Source organism: Acidocella sp. C78, from assembly GCF_907164655.1.
Genome location: NZ_CAJQZK010000076.1, coordinates 39,574 through 56,687 on the forward strand (window position 1 = coordinate 39,574; position 17,114 = coordinate 56,687).

The window sequence follows — 17,114 nt, forward strand, 5'->3', positions numbered from 1 at the left end:
CTCCTTTCGCGTCTCGCTGCCGTCACGGGCGAAAATCACCCGTTCATCATGGAATGGGGCTCGCCGCTTGCCGCTTCAAGCCACCGGCTTCCGCAGGCCGCAACATAGGATTTGACTATGACAGGGTTCTTCGGTCGGGAAAATCGATTAAACACAGGCCATGAATACCCCCGCCGCCGAACTGCCCCGCTCGCTTGCCGGCCTCTCGCTGCGGGATCTGGAATATGCCCAGGCCGTCGCCGAGCTGCGGCATTTCGGCCAGGCGGCGGAGCGCTGCGGCGTCTCCCAGCCGGCGCTCTCCGAACAGATTCGCAAGCTCGAGGCGATTCTCGGCGTCACCCTGTTCGAACGCGCGCGGCGGCGGGTCACGCTCACCCCGGCGGGCACCGCCCTGCTGGCGCAGATCGAGCGGGTGATGGCCGAAGCCCGCCATCTCCTCACGCTCTCGCACGAGCAGCCGGAGGGTCTGGCCGGCACGGTCGGCCTCGGCGCGATCGAGACGCTCGGCCCCTATTATCTGCCCGCCCTGCTGCGGCTGCTGCGCGCGGTCCGGCCGGACGTCTCGTTGCGCCTCACCGAGGGGCGGACGGCGCGCCTGCTCGAACGGCTGGCCGATGGCACGCTCGACATGGTGCTGCTCGCGGCCCCGGTGCCGCGCGGCCGTTTCGGCGCCGCGCCGCTATTCTTCGAACCGTTCCAGCTTGCCGCCCCGCCCGGCCACGCGCTGGCCGGCCTCCGCCGGCTGATGCTCGACGACCTGCCGACCCAGGACCTGCTCCTCCTCGAAGAGGGCCACTGCCTGCGCGACCATGCGCTCTCCCTGTGCGATGCGAAGCCGGTCACCCGGCACGCCACCAGCCTGGAGACACTCTGGCAGATGATCGCCGCCGGCGAGGGCTACTCGCTGCTGCCCGAACTCGCGGTGGTGGCGCGGCCCGAACTGCGCGATCTCGTCGTCTGCCGCCGGCTGGACGACACGACAGCCGGGCGGACCATCGTGCTCGCCTGGCGCGCCTCCGACCCGCGCGAGGCGGCATTCCGCGACCTCGCCACGCTGCTCGCCAAGAACCGGCCGCCCTGCACCCATGCCCCGGCGCCCGGATGACGCCGCCCCCGGCAGGTGCTACCGCCACCGCGATGTTGAGCGCCCTGAAATCCCGCACCCAGTCCCCCGCGATCCAGGCCCGGATCGGCGAAGCGATCGGCGCCGTCCTTGCCTTCGGGCTGCGGACGACACGCTGGCGGATCGATGCGGACTCTCTCCTCGCCACGGTCGGCGCCGGCGCCCCGGCGATCGTCGCCTTCTGGCACGAATGCCTGCCCACGATGCCCGCCGCGGTGCGCCCCCTGCGCCGCCCGGACGACGCGCCGACGATCCACGTGCTCGCCAGCCGCCACCGCGACGGCCAACTGGTGGTCAACGCGCTGCGCCGCTTCGGACTCGAAGCCATCTCGGCCTCGTCCTCGCGCGGCGGCGCGGCGGGGCTGCTCGAACTGGCCCGCCTGGTGCGCGCCGGGCATCCCGTCGCGATCACGCCGGACGGACCGCGCGGCCCCAGGCGGCAAGCGGCGGCGGGCGTTGCCCAGCTCGCGGCGCTGACCGGCGTACCCGTCATTTGCGCCGGCGCGGCCACCAGCCGCGCCATCGGGCTCGACAGCTGGGACTCGATGCGCCTGCCCCTGCCCTTCGGCCGCGGCGCGCTGGTCGCCGCGGCGCCGATCGCCGTGCCCCGCGACGATTGGGCCACTTCACTGCCGCGGATCGAGGCCGAGATGAGCCGCACGCTGGACGAGGCGCTCGCGCGATGCCGCCGTCCCTGATCGCCTATCGCCTCGCCACCGCCGCCATCGCCCCATTGCTGCCGCTCTGGCTGGCGCGGCGGGTGCGGCGCGGCAAGGAAATCGCCGGCCGCCTGCCGGAGCGCTACGGCATCGCCGGGCTGGCACGGCCGCCGGGCCGCCTCGTCTGGGTCCATGCCGCCAGCATGGGCGAGACGATGTCCGCCCTCGGGTTGATCGACGCGCTGGCCGACACGGCAACCGTTTTGCTGACCACTGGCACCCGCACCGCGGCGGCCCTTGCCGAATCGCGGGCGCGGGCGCTGCACCAGTTCGTCCCGCTCGACGTCGCCGCCCATGCCGCGCGCTTCCTCGACCATTGGCGGCCGGACGCGGCGATCTTCCTCGAATCCGAGATCTGGCCGAACCTGCTCGCCGCGCTCGATGCGCGGCGCATCCCCCGCTTCCTGTTCAATGCCCGCCTGTCCGCCCGCAGCGCCGCGCGCTGGCGCCGCGCCCCCGGCCTCGCCCGCGCCCTGTTCGGCGGATTTCGCCTGATCGCCGCGCAATCGGCGCCAGATGCCGACGCCCTGCGCGGCCTCGGCCTCACCCGCGTCGAGACCTGGGGCAACCTGAAATTCGCCGCCCCCGACCTGCCGGACGATCCCGCCGCGCGCGCCGCACTCGCCGCCGCCGCAGCCGGCCCGTTCATCCTCGCCGCCAGCACCCATTCCGGCGAGGATGCGCCGGTCATCGCCGCGCACCGCAGGCTGCGCGAAACCCGCCCCGGCCTCGTCACCATCATCGCGCCGCGTCATCCCGAACGCGCCGCCGCGATCGCCGATCTCGCGGGTGATCTGCGAGTGGCCCGGCGCTCGCGCGGCGAGGCGCCGCCCGCCGGCGGGCTCTACATCGCCGACACGCTGGGCGAACTCGGCCTGTTCTACCGTCTCGCCGCCGTTTCCTTCATCGGCGGCTCGCTGGTCCCCGTCGGCGGCCACAACATGATCGAGGCGGCCCAGCTCGGCTGTCCCGTGCTCACCGGCCCGCATCTTGCGAATTTCGCCGAAGCCGCGGCAACGCTGCGCGCTTCCGGCGCCCTTGCCGATCTCGCCGGCCCGGACGACCTCGCCCCCGGCTTCGCCGCCCTGCTCGACGATCCCGCCCGCCGCGCCGCGATGGCCGCATCCGGCCGCACCGCCTGCGCCGGGCTCGCCGATCTGCCCGCCCGACTCGCCCATATCGTTCTTGACGAGGCCGCCTGATGCGCGCCCCCGCCTTCTGGACCACCGATGCCTTCCCCGCACCGCTCCTCGCCCCGCTCGGCGCGATCACCCGCGCGCTGACCGCCCGGCGCGTCGCCCGGCCGGGATTCCGCTGCGGCACGCGCGTCTTCTGCGCCGGCAATGCCGGGGTCGGCGGCGCCGGCAAGACCATCCTCGCCCGCCATCTGCTCGCCCGCCTCGCCGACCGGGGCGAGACGGTCTTCGCCCTCACCCGCGGGCATGGCGGGCGCCTCGCCGGGCCGCTGCGGGTCGATCCCGCCCGGCACGGCGCCGCCGATGTCGGCGACGAGGCGCTGCTCCTCGCCGCAACCGCGCCCACCATCCTCTCCCGCGACCGCGCGGCCGGCGCCGCCGCCGCGGTCGCTGCCGGCGCGACCGCCATCGTCATGGATGACGGTCTGCAAAACCCCGACCCGGTGAAAACCGCATCGTTCCTCGTTATCGATGGCGGCGCCGGTTTCGGCAACGGGCGGCTGCTGCCGGCCGGGCCGCTGCGCGAGCCGGTCGCCGCCGCCGCCGGCCGCTGCGCCGCCGCGGTGCTGATCGGCGCCGACCGCGCCGGCGCCCGCGCCGTCCTGCCGCAATCGCTGCCGGTGCTCACCGCAAGCCTCGTCACCGATGCCGGGAAGCTTGCCGGCACCCGCATCCTCGGATTCGCAGGTATCGGCCGGCCGCAGAAATTCTTCGAATCGCTGAGCGACGCCGGCGCCGTTCTGGCCGGCACGATGCCCTTCCCCGATCATCACGCCTATCGCCCGGCCGACCTCGCCCGGCTCGACGCCGAAGCGAAGCGCCACGACGCCCGCCTCGCCACCACCGCGAAGGACGCGGTGAAACTGCCGCCGGCGTTCCGCGCACGCTGCGCCGTGATCGAGGCGGGGCTTGCCTTCGACGACCCGGCCGCGCTTGATCGGTTCCTGACATGAGCCTCCTGCACCAGATCGAAACCACCGCCGCCCGCGCCTTCCTCGGCATCTTCCGCGCCCTCGGCCCGGTAGCGGCCAGCAACCTCGCCGGCGCTCTGGGGCGCGGCATCGGCCCGCTGATCCCGACCTCGCGCGTCGCCGATGAGAATCTCCGCCGCGCCATGCCCGAACTCGACGAGGCCGCGCGCCGCCGGATCATCCGCGAGGTCTGGGAAAGCCTGGCCCGCACCGCCGGCGAATTCCCGCATCTCGCGGCCCTGCGCGAAACCGAATCCGGCCCTGGCTACGAAATCATCGGCCGCGAGCATTGCCTGGCCCTCGCCGCGCAGGGCGGCCCGGCGCTCATCTTCACCGCGCATTTCGGCAACTGGGAGCTGATCCCGCCGGTCCTGCACCGGCTCGGGGTCAGGCTCGCCTTCTTCTACCGCGCCGCCGCCAACCCCGCGGTCGACCGCCTGATCCTCGACCTACGCGAGCAGGCCACCGGCGAGCCCGTCACCATGTTCGCTAAGGGCGCCGCCGGCGCGCGCGGCTCCTACGCCCATCTGGTGCGCGGCGGCATTCTCGGCATGCTGATGGACCAGAAACTGAACGACGGCATCGCCTCGCCCCTTTTCGGCATCGACGCGATGACGGCTCCAGCGCTGGCCGTCTTCGCCCGCAAGTTCCGCTGCCCGATCCTGCCGGTGCGCGCGGAACGCATCGGCCCCGCGCGCATCCGCATCGTCTTCGAGGCGCTGCACCGGATCGAGATCACCGACGACCGCGAGGCCGACATCGCCGCCGGCACCGCCTGGATGAACGCGACGATCGAGCGCTGGGTGCGCCAGCGGCCCGGCCAGTGGCTCTGGCTGCACCGGCGCTGGCCCAAGCCGGTGGCCTAACGCCCATCCGTCGGGTAAGGTGACCGGACAATAACAAGACCGGGAGCCATCATGTCTGTTCTGGGTTCGCATCACCGACTGAAGCGCGACGCGCTGGGCCTGCCCCAGATCGTCGCCTCGACTCTCGCCAATATCGCGCCGGCGATGAGCTTCTTCTTCGGCTTCGGGCTGATCGTCAGCGGCGCCGGCGTCGCCGCCCCGCTCACCATCCTGGTCGCCATGGTGGTGGTGCTGTTCCTGACCAACACGCTTGCCGAATTCTCGAAATACCGGCCCTCGACCGGCTCCTTCGTCACCTTCATCGGCATGGCGTTCGGCCCGGTGGCGGGGGCTGCGGCCTCGATTTTCGTGGTGTTCGGCTATGTCGTCGCCGCCTCCTCGGTGGTGGTGATCTCGGGCGGCTGGGCGCATGACACGCTGAAATTGTTTCTCGGCCTGAACATTCCCTGGCAGCTCCTCAGCCTGCTCGAAACCGGCCTGGTCGGCATCCTGGTCTCGCGCGGCGTCGCGCTCTCGACCACCTGGGCCGCCGTGTTCTTCTATTTCGAACTCGCCCTGCTGCTGATCGGCGCGATCACCATGCTGGTGGTCAATGCCGGCCATCTCAGCCTTGCGCCGTTCGAGTGGAGCCACCTGTCGGGCGGGCTCAAGGGCATCGGCCTCGGCTTCCCGATCGCGATCTACCTCTTCATCGGCTGGGAGAACTCGGCAACGCTGGCCGAGGAAACCCGCGATGCGCGGCGCAACATCCCCCGCGCCCTGATCATCGGCACGCTGTCGATCGGCATTCTCTACATGTTCCTCGCCTATGCCACCGAAATCGCCTTCCACAACAACGCGACCGCGATCGGCAAGGCGGACATCCCCTTCGTCGACGCGTTCAAGGCCTCGGCGGCGTCGTTCCTGATCATCGCCTATCTCGCCGGCGTCACCAGCATCTTTTCCTCGCTGCTGGGCCTGACCAACAGCCAGGCGCGCATCCTGTTCAGCTCCGGCCGCGAGGGGCTGCTGCCGCGCTTCTTCGGCAAGATCCACCCGCAGCACCGCACGCCCTTCGTCGCGATGTGGAGCTACGTGCTGGTCGCCCTCGGAATCGTCATCTTCTTCGGCTGGAACATCAAGCCGGTCGATCTCTTCGGCGAGACCGGCTCGCTCGGCACGATCCCGGTGATCCTCACCTATCTCGTCACCAACATCGCGCTGCCGGTCTACATGCTTCGCCACCACCGCAACGAGTTCAACCCGGTGAGGCACGCGCTGATCCCCATCCTCGGCACGATCCTGATGCTCTTCCCGCTCTGGGGCCTGATCCAGCCCGGCCAGCCCTACCCCTACAACATCTATCCCTGGGCGGCGCTCGGCGTGCTGGTCCTCTCGGTCATCTACGGCATTACCCTTGCGAAGCGCGACCCCGATCTCGTGCAGAAGATCGGCGCCTACGTCGCCGACGAGGAATACTGATGCCGCGCCGCCACCGCATCGCCGTCATCGAGGGTGACGGCATCGGTCGCGAGGTCATCCCGGCGGCCCGCACGGTGCTCGACCGTGCGGCCGCCGCCTGCGGCTTCACGCTCGACTGGCGGGATTTCGACTGGAGCTGCGAAACCTGGAAGGCCACCGGGCGGATGATGCCGGAAGACGGCATCGCCCGCCTCGCCGATCACGACGCGATCTTTCTCGGTGCCGTCGGCTATCCCGGCGTGCCGGACCACATCTCCCTCTGGGGCCTGCTGATCCCGATCCGCCGCGAATTCGACCAGTATGTGAATCTCCGCCCCGTCCGCCTGCTGCCCGGCGTTCCCTGCCCGCTCGCCAACAAGCAGCCCGGCGACATCGATTTCTGGGTGGTGCGCGAGAATGTGGAGGGCGAATACAGCCAGATCGGCGGGCGCATGTTCGCCGGCACCGAGCGCGAATTCGTCGAGCAGACCGCGATCTTCACCCGCGCCGGCACCGACCGCATCCTGCGCTACGCCTTCGACCTCGCCCGCCGCCTCGGCCGCCCGCACGTCACCTCGGCGACCAAGTCGAACGGCATCTTCCACTCGATGCCGTTCTGGGATGAACGCTTCGCCGCGGTGGGCGCGGAATACCCCGAGATCCGCACCGACCAGTACCATATCGACATCCTCGCGGCGCGCTTCGTGATGAGCCCCGAGCGGTTCGATGTCGTCGTCGGCTCGAACCTGTTCGGCGACATCCTCTCCGATCTCGGCCCCGGCGTGACCGGCACGATCGCCGTCGCCCCCTCGGCCAATCTCAACCCGGAGAAGAAATTTCCCTCGATGTTCGAGCCGGTGCATGGCTCGGCCCCCGACATCTTCGGCCAGCGCATCGCCAATCCGGTCGGCGCGATCTGGGCCGGTGCGATGATGCTCGATCACCTCGGCGAGACCGAAGCCGCATCGCTGGTCCTCCGCGCGATCGAGACCGCCCTCGGCGATCCCGCATCGCCGCGCACGCCCGATCTTGGCGGCACCGCGAAGATGGACGATCTCGCCGCGGCGATCACCGCCGCGGTCTGATCCCGCTCAGAGTGTTTTCGCGAACCCGAACAGGGTGATGGCAAGGCCCTCGCGGAAATAGAACCGGTGCGCCCGCTCGCGATGGGTGCCCGATTCGAGCGTCAGCCGGGTGCAGCCGCGCCGGCGCGCCTCCGCCTCGCACCAGCCGAGCAGGGCGGCGCCATGCCCGGCGCTGCGGCGATCGGGGGCGGTGACGAGATCGTCGATATAGAACCTATAGCCGTTCGCCGTGTCGTGAAAGGCGCGGAACACCGCCAGCGCCCGCGGCGCGCCCGCCTCGTGCAGCAGCGCCATTTCTGCTCCCCCGGCCAGAATCCGGCGCATCGTGCCCTCGTAATCGGCGGGAAGATGCGGCCGCAGCACGCGGTGCAGCGCCTCGGAACACGCCAGCCAGTCCGCGAGATCATCCGCGCCGGCGGTCAGATGGACGATCGGCGGCATCATCCGCCGAGCAGCGCCACGGCATCGCCGAGCAGGGCCGGATTGCCGAGCGCCAGCGCGGTGCCGTCGCTCTCCAGGGTAAGTGGCGCGCCCCGCCAGTCGGTCATCGCCCCGCCCGCCGCCTCGATCACCGGGGCCAGCGCCGACCAGTCCCACGGCTTGAGATCGGCCTCGGCGATGACGTCGATCTGCCCCAACGCCAGCAACCCGTAACCATAGGCATCGCCGCCATAGCTCACCCGCCGGCAGGCGCCGGCAAGCCGGCGAAACCGGCCGAATTGCGGCTCGGTGAACATGTCGGGCGAGGTGCAGGAAAGCTCCGCCTCGGCCAGCGAGGCCACAGCCCGCGTCCCGGGTTCCCCGCCATGCGGGCCGGAAAAGTGCAGCTCGCCCTCATGGGCAAGCCACCGCTCGCCCAGCACCGGCTGGTCGATCAGCCCGAGTATCGGTCGCCCATGTTCCAGCAGCGCGATCAGCGTCGCGAAGACCGGCCGGCCAGTGATAAAGGCCCGCGTGCCGTCGATCGGGTCGATCACCCAGGTGAACCGCCCGCCTTCCCGCCCGCCCATTTCCTCGCCGATCACGGCATGGTCCGGGCAATGCTGGTCCAGAACACGGCGGATCGCGGCTTCCGCGCCCCGATCCGCAAGCGTCACCGGACTTGCATCCGCCTTGGTGTCGACATCGATCCGCGCCCGGAAATGCGCGCGGATTACCGCCCCCGCCGCGTCCGCCGCGGCCGAGGCCACGGCGACCGGATCAAACCTCATTTGAAGGTTTCGGGATGGTCGGACTGCTGGTTGAGATAGGCGATCATGTTGGCGCGGGCGACGTTGTTCTTGATGCCCGGATAGGCCATGTGCGTGCCCGGCACCGCCTTCATCGGATCATAGAGCCACTCGTTCAGCTCATGCACGGTCCAGTCGCCGGTCGCGTGCGTCTTCGCGGCCGAGGAGAAGCTGTAGCCGGCGGTCGCGAACATCTTGGAGCCCAGCACGCCATACAGGTTCGGCCCGACGCCGTTGGCGCCCCCCTTGTTGATCGAGTGACAGGCCGAGCATTGCTGCTGGAACATCGCCTGGCCCTTGGCCGGCGCGGCCTTGGCCATCAGCGTCTTCACCGGCGGCGCGCTGGCATCGAGCCCTGTCGGCGCGGCGCCCGCGGCAGAAGCGGTCGTCGCGGCGGGGCCCGACGCGGCGGCGAGGTTCACCGGATGGTCGGACTGCTTGTTGAGATAGGCGATCACGTCGGCCCGGGTCTGGTTGTTCTTGATCCCCGGATAGGCCATGTGCGTGCCCGGAACCGCCTTCATCGGCGCATACAGCCATTCATCAAGCTCGTGCGGGGTCCACTTTCCATCGGCATGCTGCTTGGCCGCGCCGGAGAAGGTGTAGCCGGCCTTGGCGAACATCGGCGCGCCGACGACACCGTAAAGATTCGGCCCAACGCCGTTCGCCCCGCCCTTGTTCACCGAGTGACAGGCCGAGCATTGCTGCTGGAAGAACGCCTGGCCCTTGCTCGCGTCGGCACTGGCGTAAAGGGTGGCGATCACCGGCGCGCCGGACTCAAGACCCGCCGGCGCCGCCCCCTTCGAGGCCACGGCGGTGCCGCCGGCGCCCGGCTTGGGCAGCGGGATCGGGCTGTCCGCCAGCGTGCGCAGATAGGCGATCGCATCGGCGCGAACATGATCATTCTTGATGCCGGTGTAGCCCATGCGGGTGCCCGGCGCGAATTTCTGCGGATCGTCCAGCCACTCGTTCATCTTCTGGTAGGTCCAGACGCCGTTGGCGACCTTCTTCACCGCGCCGGAGAAGGTATAGCCCGCCTTCTTGAACATCGGATCGCCCATCACGCCGTAGAGGTTCGGCCCCACGCCGGCCGCGCCGCCCTTGTTGAGTGTGTGGCAGGCCGCGCATTGCTGCTGCACGAAGGCCTGGCCCTTCTTCACATCGGCCTTGACGATCAGCCCGTCGATGGAGGGGATGCCGCTGCTCTGCGCCGCGACGGGCGCTTCGGCGGTCTTGATGACCGGCTTTTTGACGTCCTTCTCGCCGGTAATCACCCCGGCGGCGTGGATCGCGATCCAGACCAGAAGCCCGGCCGAGAGAATGCCACCGGCAATCTTGTTCAGCAGCAGCGGGTCGCGGCCCTTGCCGCCGTGTCCGGAAGACGGGTGGTTCTGATCACTCATAAGCGCGGTCCCTCCAAAGCTTTACGGAGGGATGTATAGCGATTTAGGAAAGTGCGACAAGCGATAACAATGGTGTTGGCCCCATATCCTTCAAGGAGGCAGATATTCCGGCTCCCATCGTCCTGATTCCCGCCCGCCTGGGCTCGACCCGGCTGCCCGGAAAACCCCTTGCCGATATCGGCGGACTGCCGATGATCGTCCACGTCCTGCGCCGCGCCGAGGCCGCCGCGATCGGCCCGGTTGCGGTCGCCTGCGCCGAATCGGCGATCGCCGACGCGGTGCGCGCGGCCGGCGGCACGGCGGTGCTGACCGACCCTGACCTGCCCAGCGGGTCCGACCGTATCCATGCCGCGCTTGCCACACTCGATCCGGCGGGCGTTCATGACATCGTGGTGAATCTTCAGGGCGACCTGCCCGGCTTCCCCCCGCGCGCGCTGCGCGACCTCGTCGCGGTGCTCGACGATCCCGGATTCGACATCGCCACCCTGGTCGCCCCGGTCACCACCGCGAAGGAAGCCGCCGCCCCCTCGGTGGTCAAGGCCGCCTGCGGCTTTGGCGACGCCGCCACCGCCCCCGCGCTCTATTTCTCGCGCCACCCGATCCCCTCCGGCCCGGGGCCGCTCTGGCACCATGTCGGCGTCTACGCCTATCGCCGCGCGGCACTCGAGCGTTTCGTCGCCGCCCCGCCCTCGCCGCTCGAGTTGCGGGAGAAACTCGAACAGCTTCGCGCTCTCGAACTCGGCCTGCGGATCGGCGCGGCGCGGATTGACCGGGCTCCCTTCGGGGTCGATACCCCTGAAGACCTCGACCGCGCCCGCAGGAACCTTGCCGCATGACATCCCGAATCGCCTTCCAGGGCGCGCCCGGCGCCTATTCCGACCTCGCCTGCCGCACCGCCTGCCCCGGCATGGCCACCCTGCCCTGCCAGACCTTCGAGGCGGCGATCGAGGCGGTGCGCACCGGCGAGGCGGAATACGCCATGCTGCCGACCGAGAACTCGCTCGCCGGAAGAGTGCCGGACATGCATGCCCTGCTGCCCGACTCCGGGCTTTCGATCATCGGCGAGCACTTCCAGCGCGTGGAGCACTGCCTGCTGGCCCCGCGCGGCGCCGTGATCGACGCCATTCGCCAGGTGCATTCCCACGCCGTCGCCCTCGGCCAGGTGCGCGCCCTGGTCCGCGAACTCGGCGCGCAGGCGGTTGTCGAGGCCGACACCGCCGGCTCGGCCGAACTCGTCGCCCGCTGGAACGACCTTTCCCGCGCCGCGATCGCCTCGTCTCTCGCCGCCGATATCTACGGGCTCGACATTCTCCGCCGCAACGTCGAGGATGCCGCGCACAACACCACCCGTTTCTACATGATGGCCCGCACCCCGCGCCTGCCGCCGGTCGAAACGCCGGACCTGATCACCAGCTTCGTCTTCCGCGTGCGCAACGTGCCGGCTGCGCTCTACAAGGCGCTCGGCGGCTTCGCCACCAACTCGGTGAACATGACGCGGCTGGAGAGCTACATGGTCGGCGGCCAGTTCGCCGCCACCCAGTTCCTCTGCGAGATCGACGGCCACCCCGAACAGCGCAACGTCCGCCTCGCCCTTGAGGAACTCGATTTCTTCTCCCGCGAAATCCGGATCCTCGGCGTCTATCCCGCCGCTGCCTTCCGGCTGGAACAGCGCATGGCCCGGCAGGGCGCCGACTGAAACCTCAAGTAGAAAAATCCTTAAAAATACTCATTTTTCAGTATTTTTTTAGAAATTGGTGAAGAATTTGTTTGAACCCTCCACGGAGCCCTGCTAACCCGGCGACAGTTTCGGGCGCAAAACACCGCCCTCTTCACGGTCACCGGCACATGACGTGCGAGGCCCGGCCGTTGGAGACATTTGATGACGGGCGATTTGACGACAGATACTTTCCAGCCCCCTGCCGGCGCCGTCGCCGACTGGAGTGCCGCATGGAACTGGAGTAACGGCGCCGTCCCCGGCCCGGCCGGCGCGGCGGAGATCGATGGCAGCGTGGCTCTGGTCGATCCGGGTGTGACGATCGCGGGCGCGCTCCGGCTCGACGGCCGGCAAAGCGCCGCCGGCCTCACCGGCAATGGCGGCGCCGTCGCCCTCGGCACCGACTCGCGGCTCGACATCGCCGGCACGGCCGCACTCTTTGCATCCGACCAGATCATGACCGCGGGGACGATCACGCTCGAAGGCGGCGCGTCGGCCGATGTGGTGGTCGATATCGGCGCGCTTACCGGCCTGCCCGGCGCGGCCGCACCGCAATTCGACAATACCGGAACCATCGCGGTCGGCGCCGGCGCCACGCTGTCGGTCGGCAGCACGGCGTTCGACAATGAAGGCGCCGTCAGCCTCGCCGGCGGCACGCTCATCATCGATGGCGGCGCGCTGTCAGGCGGCGGCACGATCGCGCTCGACGATGGCAGTTCGGTGCGCCTCGCGGATGCGGTCGCCAGCCAGACTTTCCAGTTCGGCCCGGGCAGCGCAACCCTCACCCTCGCCGACCCCTGTCTCGGTGCCAACGTGACCATCGGCGGCCTGTCCGGCGGCGACGCCATCCTGCTGCCATCGCTGGTCGGCGGCTCGATCCGCCAAAGCGGCGCCACCGTCAGCCTGCTCGACGCGCGGGGCCATGTCGATGGCAGCTTCACCAGCGCCAATGCCGCGCCGCTCTTCGCCACCACCGGCCCGGGCGGGCTCAGCCTCACCGCCTCCATCGCCACGCACACCGCCGGCCCGAACCCGAACTGCTATGCGCGCGGCACGATGATCCTCACGCCGAACGGCCCGCGCCCGGTTGAAACCCTCATGGCCGGCGACCGGGTGGTTACCGCCGCAGGCCAGACCGTTCCCGTCATCTGGACCGGATCGCGCGTGCTCGATCTGACGGCGCATCCCGCGCCCGAGCAGGTGCAGCCCATCAGCCTCGCCGCCGGGTCGCTCGCGCCCGGGCTGCCGGCGCGCCGCCTGCGCCTGTCACCCGACCACGCCCTGCTGCTGGACGGCGTGCTGGTGCCGGCGCGGCTTCTCGTCAACGGAGCCACCATCCGCCGGGACGAGGCCTGCCTCGCAATCTCCTATCACCACGTCGAACTCGCCCGGCACGATCTGTTGCTGGCCGAAGGCGCGCCCTGCGAAAGCTATCTCGACACCGGCAACCGGGCGGGCTTTGCCAGCGCCGAAACCTGTGCCGTGCGCGATCTGAGCTGGGATCACGACGCCTGCGCGCCGCTCTGCACCGGCGGCGCCCGCCTGCGCGCAATCCGCGAAACCCTGCATGCCCGCGCCCTCGCGCTCGGCTTTGCGGTCGAGACACATCACGATGCGGCCCTCTGGGCCGGCGGCACAGTCATGCCGATCACGCCCGACAAATGGATCGCGCTGCCGCACGGCCATGGCGGCAGGGCCTTCCTGCACTCGCCCCGCTTCGTGCCCGCCTGGATCGATCCCGCCTCCGAAGACCGGCGGGAACTCGGCGTCGCGCTCGCGGAATTGAGAACCGAGACCCTCGGTCTCGACATCGCCGCCAGCGCGGCAAGCGGCTTTCACCCCAAGGCCGCAGGCGATCAGACGATCTGGTCGTCAGGCCATGGCGAACTTTGCCTTCCACCCGGTGCGACTCGCCTTTTTATCCGGCTTGCGGCTTTCCCACAGCTTTGGCGCCGCGTAGACTCATCCGAGCAATTACACACAGCCGCCCACAATCTGTGCCGCTTTTAACAATATGGAAACGTTTTTGATGTTAAAATTGTCTAAAATATGATCCAGTTCATCTCAAGAATAAATTTGCTCAGGAGAGCGAAATATGAAATTTTAATTCGAATGAAATTCGTTCATTAAAAAGTATGGTATTTCGATTACTATTTGGTAATATGGTCTCAGAAATAACAGGAATTCGAGCATGTCCCTGACCGACAACGACCACCAGACCCCCGCCGTCGAAGACACCGGCAAGGCCGAGCGGTCGACAACCCGCTACAGCCGCCGCCTCTCGGACAAGATCCTGATCGCATTCCACCATGCCTGCGACCAGGACGATTACGAAATCGCGGAAGATCTCCTGGGCATTCTCGAACGCCTGCTGACCCGCCGTTCCGTCCACCCGGACGCCAACCGCAGGAAAAGCATCGAGAGCCTCGTCGCCGCTCATGAGCGTCTGTGGCATTTGCGCCACCCCGAACGCCGCTACGCCTGACCGGCGAAGTCCTGACGGATTCCGTCTCGCCCGGCGCGGATCAGGGCCGCGCCAGGCCCAGCCCCGCCGGCTGGATCATGTGACTTAGAGCATCATCCGATCCGGCTGGATCAGAAAGTGCTTTAGTGTCCTGAATCCGAAATCCGATGGATTTCAGATTGAAAGTGGATACTAGAAAAATCAATCATTTAGCTTCTCAGTAGCGGGCCGAACCCACGCCGGTGATGCGCGGTGGCGCCGAGACTGACAATCGCCGCACGATGGCTCGCCGTGCCATACCCCGCGTTGCGCTCCCAGCCATAGCCCGGATACCGCCGCGCCAGCCGCTCCATCGCCCTGTCGCGCACCACTTTCGCGGCAATCGACGCCGCCGCGATGGACAGCGACAGCGAGTCCCCCCAACCAGACACTGACAGGGTATCGGCAGGTCGGGGCCGATCTTGCCATCGACGAGCACGCGGTCGGGCCAAACCCGCAACCGCGCCACCGCCCGGCGCATCGCCAGCAGGCTCGCCCGCAGGATGTTCATTTCCTCGATCTCGGCGACGGACGCCGCCGCCACCGCAATGTCCGCGCCGGCGCCGATCAGCGCCGCCAGCGCCGCCTCCCGCCGTGCCGCGGATAAACGCTTGGAATCATCGACCATCGCGGCAATCTGCGCCGGCAAGTCCGGCGGCAGCACCGCGGCGGCGGCCATCACGGGTCCGGCCAGCGGACCGCGCCCGACCTCGTCCACCCCCGCGACCACGCCGCCAAGGACGCGCTCATGGCTGAAATCAGGCATGCGGTTCGGTGCGCCTCACCCGCGCTTCGCGCGCATTCGCCTCCAGCAGCGCCACCAGCCCCGCGAGGATCTGCCGTGGCGAGGGCGGGCAGCCGGCGATCAGCAGATCGACCGGGATCACCGCCTGCACCCCGCCCAGAACCGGCGGCGCGCCCTTGAACACGCCGCCATCCAGCGCGCAGTCCCCGGCCGCGACGACGAAACGCGGCGGCGCCATCCCGGCAAGGCTCTTGCGCACCGCCTCCGCGAGGTTGCGCGTCGCCACCCCGGTCACCAGCAGGATATCGGCGGCGCGGATGTCGTCCACGAGCGCGATACCTTGCGCCGCCATGCCGCCCCGCAACCGTCGGCAGGCGCCGATCTCGATCTCGCAGCCGCCGCAACTGCCGGCATCGACATGCCGCACCGCGAGGCTCCGCCCGAGCAGCGCCTGACCAGTCGCCGCAAGCCGAGTGCTGAGCACCCGGACCGGATCGTCCGCGTCATCCATCGATCGCCCCCGGCGGCACCGCGTAGCAGGCCTCGAGCACGCCGAACCCCTCGATGTCCAGCCCGGCGGCCGCAACCTCCAGGCGGCCAGCCAGCCGAGGCGCGGGGTCCATCAGCGCCGCGGCGGCGATCTGCCCGTCATGCAGCTTCACCCAGTGATGCACCATCCCCCGCGACGAGCCCGCCGAACCGAGCCCGGCGGCGCTGACCGGCGGCAGCGCCGCCACGATCTCGCCCGGCGGCGCCGCCTCGATCGCGGGCACGATCGCGGCCCCGCGCGCCAGCACCGCCCGCGCCCTGTCCCGCGCCAGCGCCGCCGCCGGCCCCAGCGCCCGGCGGACGCGAAATTCCCCTACGCGCCGGACCGACGCCGCAGCCTCGGCCAGCGCCGCGGCGAGCGCCGGCAGCGCCTCCGGCCGGGCGTCCACCTCCAGCCCTCCGGGCGTCACCGCGTCCATCATCAGCCGATGGCCGAACAGCACCGCGACGGCGGCGGCGATATCGTCCCGCGCGCGACCGAGACTGGTCGCAAGCCCGGGTCTGCCCGCCGCATCGAGTGCTGCCGCCAGCGCCAGAAGATGCGCCGTCACCCGCTCGATATCCAGCATCGCCGCCCGCAGCGCCGCCGCACGGGGCGGAACATCGCACCCGCCGGCCGCCTCGGCGGCGCGGGCGAAGGCGAGCGCGTGCGCCACCACCGCATCGCCGACCAGCCGCGCCGCGAACCGCGCCGCCGCCCGCGGCGACTTGCCGTGCAGCAGCGACGCGATGTCGCGACAGGCATAGCCGTGGCGGTGTTCGAGCCGGACAATCCGCCCCGCCTCGATGGTGAAACGGCGATGAACCGGCCGGGCGATCAGCCCGGCGACCGGCCCCTGCCCGACCTGAAACGCCCCTTCGCCGGCCGGCGCGTCGAAGCGCGGCCAGGCGGAATCGCCCTCACCGTGGCGAATGGCCGGCCGGGTGTCAGCCGCCCCCGTCGCGACCGCACCCTCGCGGTCCACGGCCAGCCGCTCGTACCAGCCGGCATCGGGGATCACCGGCGAGAGCGCAGGGTATGCGCCGCCTTCCAGCGTGACCGCCACCAGCAGCGGCGCCGCGCGAAAATACAGCGCATGGGCACGGCCATCGGCCACGAACAGCCCGGCGAAATCAGCCGGGTCCACCAGCCGGGCCAACCGCAGCCAGTCCGCCGCGGTCAGCAGATGCAGCGCCGCCCCGCCGCACGGCTCGACCGGCGCACCCGCGAGCAGCGCGGCGATCTCGGCGTCGTTCATCGCAGCCCCGCGACCGGCGCCGCCCAAGCAGCACGGTCAGGAGAAGAAGCAACAGCACGGCCGGCTTGCGCCCCGCCACCTCGCCGGCGCCGCTTCCGCCCGGCAGCGTCAGCCCCCGCGCGGCACCCGCCCCGATCAGCGCGACGAGCCCCCCCGCCAGCAGCGGCGAGACCGTCGCGGCCGCGCCGACGATGCGGAAATCGCCGGCGAACAACCCGAAGGGCGGCAGCCCGGCCAGCGCCACGATCGCCCAGCGCCGCAGCCCGCCCGTGCCCGCCAGGGCGACGGCGATGCGGCCGAGCGCCACCCCCGCAAGAACCATCCCCCGCCCCG

At 70.0% G+C, this 17,114-nt stretch carries 17 protein-coding genes and 1 pseudogene; 11 read left to right on the top strand and 7 right to left on the bottom strand.

Features of this window, described 5'->3' with window-relative positions:
• Positions 1–160 precede the first annotated feature (160 nt).
• Genes ACIDOCELLA78_RS89960 through ACIDOCELLA78_RS89990 form a run of 7 tightly spaced genes read left to right on the top strand, consistent with a single transcriptional unit; the run spans position 161 to position 7,400 of the window.
• On the top strand, positions 161–1,105 hold the full coding sequence (locus tag ACIDOCELLA78_RS89960) for a LysR substrate-binding domain-containing protein (protein WP_201728861.1): 945 nt from the start codon (positions 161–163) through the stop codon (positions 1,103–1,105).
• On the top strand, positions 1,102–1,821 hold the full coding sequence (locus ACIDOCELLA78_RS89965; protein ID WP_201728862.1) for a lysophospholipid acyltransferase family protein: 720 nt from the start codon (positions 1,102–1,104) through the stop codon (positions 1,819–1,821). Before ACIDOCELLA78_RS89960 ends, ACIDOCELLA78_RS89965 begins: the two co-directional genes overlap by 4 nt.
• The gene (locus tag ACIDOCELLA78_RS89970) at positions 1,806–3,044 is read left to right on the top strand and encodes a 3-deoxy-D-manno-octulosonic acid transferase (protein ID WP_201728863.1); all 1,239 of its coding nucleotides are present in this window, start codon (positions 1,806–1,808) and stop codon (positions 3,042–3,044) included. Before ACIDOCELLA78_RS89965 ends, ACIDOCELLA78_RS89970 begins: the two co-directional genes overlap by 16 nt.
• On the top strand, positions 3,044–3,991 hold the full coding sequence (lpxK, locus tag ACIDOCELLA78_RS89975) for a tetraacyldisaccharide 4'-kinase (RefSeq protein ID WP_201728864.1): 948 nt from the start codon (positions 3,044–3,046) through the stop codon (positions 3,989–3,991). The genes ACIDOCELLA78_RS89970 and lpxK overlap by 1 nt, the downstream gene beginning before the upstream one ends.
• Positions 3,988–4,875 carry a lysophospholipid acyltransferase family protein gene (locus ACIDOCELLA78_RS89980; RefSeq protein WP_201728865.1) on the top strand — a complete coding sequence of 296 codons (888 nt, stop codon included), beginning with the start codon at positions 3,988–3,990 and terminating at the stop codon, positions 4,873–4,875. Before lpxK ends, ACIDOCELLA78_RS89980 begins: the two co-directional genes overlap by 4 nt.
• Positions 4,876–4,926: 51 nt before the next feature.
• Entirely contained in the window at positions 4,927–6,336 is a 1,410-nt protein-coding gene (locus ACIDOCELLA78_RS89985) for an APC family permease (protein ID WP_201728866.1), read from the top strand.
• The gene (locus ACIDOCELLA78_RS89990; protein WP_201728867.1) at positions 6,336–7,400 is read left to right on the top strand and encodes a tartrate dehydrogenase; all 1,065 of its coding nucleotides are present in this window, start codon (positions 6,336–6,338) and stop codon (positions 7,398–7,400) included. Before ACIDOCELLA78_RS89985 ends, ACIDOCELLA78_RS89990 begins: the two co-directional genes overlap by 1 nt.
• Positions 7,401–7,406: 6 nt before the next feature.
• On the opposite strand, the gene ACIDOCELLA78_RS89995 is transcribed toward ACIDOCELLA78_RS89990, so the two are convergent.
• The 3 genes from ACIDOCELLA78_RS89995 to ACIDOCELLA78_RS90005 are packed head-to-tail and all read right to left on the bottom strand — an operon-like array spanning position 7,407 to position 10,032.
• Positions 7,407–7,841: a GNAT family N-acetyltransferase gene (locus ACIDOCELLA78_RS89995; protein WP_249675922.1), complete on the bottom strand. Its 435-nt coding sequence runs from the start codon at positions 7,839–7,841 to the stop codon at positions 7,407–7,409.
• Positions 7,841–8,611, bottom strand: coding sequence for an inositol monophosphatase family protein (locus ACIDOCELLA78_RS90000; protein WP_201728869.1), 771 nt, complete (start codon positions 8,609–8,611; stop codon positions 7,841–7,843). The genes ACIDOCELLA78_RS89995 and ACIDOCELLA78_RS90000 overlap by 1 nt, the downstream gene beginning before the upstream one ends.
• Positions 8,608–10,032, bottom strand: coding sequence for a cytochrome c family protein (locus ACIDOCELLA78_RS90005; protein WP_201728870.1), 1,425 nt, complete (start codon positions 10,030–10,032; stop codon positions 8,608–8,610). Before ACIDOCELLA78_RS90005 ends, ACIDOCELLA78_RS90000 begins: the two co-directional genes overlap by 4 nt.
• Before the next feature lie 104 nt (positions 10,033–10,136).
• Between ACIDOCELLA78_RS90005 and ACIDOCELLA78_RS90010 the strand changes: the two genes are divergently transcribed.
• The 4 genes from ACIDOCELLA78_RS90010 (at position 10,137) to ACIDOCELLA78_RS90025 (ending at position 14,231) form a co-directional block, all read left to right on the top strand.
• A complete protein-coding gene (locus ACIDOCELLA78_RS90010) occupies positions 10,137–10,868 on the top strand; it encodes a 3-deoxy-manno-octulosonate cytidylyltransferase (RefSeq protein ID WP_201728898.1) in 732 nt (243 codons plus the stop codon).
• Positions 10,865–11,728 (top strand): prephenate dehydratase, encoded by an 864-nt coding sequence (locus ACIDOCELLA78_RS90015; protein WP_201728871.1) that lies wholly within the window; start codon positions 10,865–10,867, stop codon positions 11,726–11,728. Before ACIDOCELLA78_RS90010 ends, ACIDOCELLA78_RS90015 begins: the two co-directional genes overlap by 4 nt.
• A 183-nt stretch (positions 11,729–11,911) precedes the next feature.
• Positions 11,912–13,756 carry a Hint domain-containing protein gene (locus tag ACIDOCELLA78_RS90020; RefSeq protein ID WP_201728872.1) on the top strand — a complete coding sequence of 615 codons (1,845 nt, stop codon included), beginning with the start codon at positions 11,912–11,914 and terminating at the stop codon, positions 13,754–13,756.
• A 181-nt stretch (positions 13,757–13,937) separates the two neighbouring features.
• Positions 13,938–14,231: a hypothetical protein gene (locus ACIDOCELLA78_RS90025; RefSeq protein WP_201728873.1), complete on the top strand. Its 294-nt coding sequence runs from the start codon at positions 13,938–13,940 to the stop codon at positions 14,229–14,231.
• A 188-nt stretch (positions 14,232–14,419) separates the two neighbouring features.
• Here the strand turns inward: ACIDOCELLA78_RS90025 and ACIDOCELLA78_RS90030 are convergent.
• From ACIDOCELLA78_RS90030 to ACIDOCELLA78_RS90045, 4 genes and pseudogenes are all read right to left on the bottom strand, one after another.
• A pseudogene (locus ACIDOCELLA78_RS90030) lies at positions 14,420–15,015 on the bottom strand (ribonuclease HII).
• Positions 15,008–15,505 carry an NADH-quinone oxidoreductase subunit B family protein gene (locus ACIDOCELLA78_RS90035; RefSeq protein ID WP_201728874.1) on the bottom strand — a complete coding sequence of 166 codons (498 nt, stop codon included), beginning with the start codon at positions 15,503–15,505 and terminating at the stop codon, positions 15,008–15,010. The pseudogene ACIDOCELLA78_RS90030 and the gene ACIDOCELLA78_RS90035 overlap by 8 nt, the downstream one beginning before the upstream one ends.
• Entirely contained in the window at positions 15,498–16,766 is a 1,269-nt protein-coding gene (locus ACIDOCELLA78_RS90040; RefSeq protein ID WP_249675979.1) for a Ni Fe-hydrogenase III large subunit, read from the bottom strand. The genes ACIDOCELLA78_RS90035 and ACIDOCELLA78_RS90040 overlap by 8 nt, the downstream gene beginning before the upstream one ends.
• Positions 16,657–17,103 carry a hypothetical protein gene (locus ACIDOCELLA78_RS90045; protein WP_249675926.1) on the bottom strand — a complete coding sequence of 149 codons (447 nt, stop codon included), beginning with the start codon at positions 17,101–17,103 and terminating at the stop codon, positions 16,657–16,659. The genes ACIDOCELLA78_RS90040 and ACIDOCELLA78_RS90045 overlap by 110 nt, the downstream gene beginning before the upstream one ends.
• Positions 17,104–17,114 lie beyond the last annotated feature (11 nt).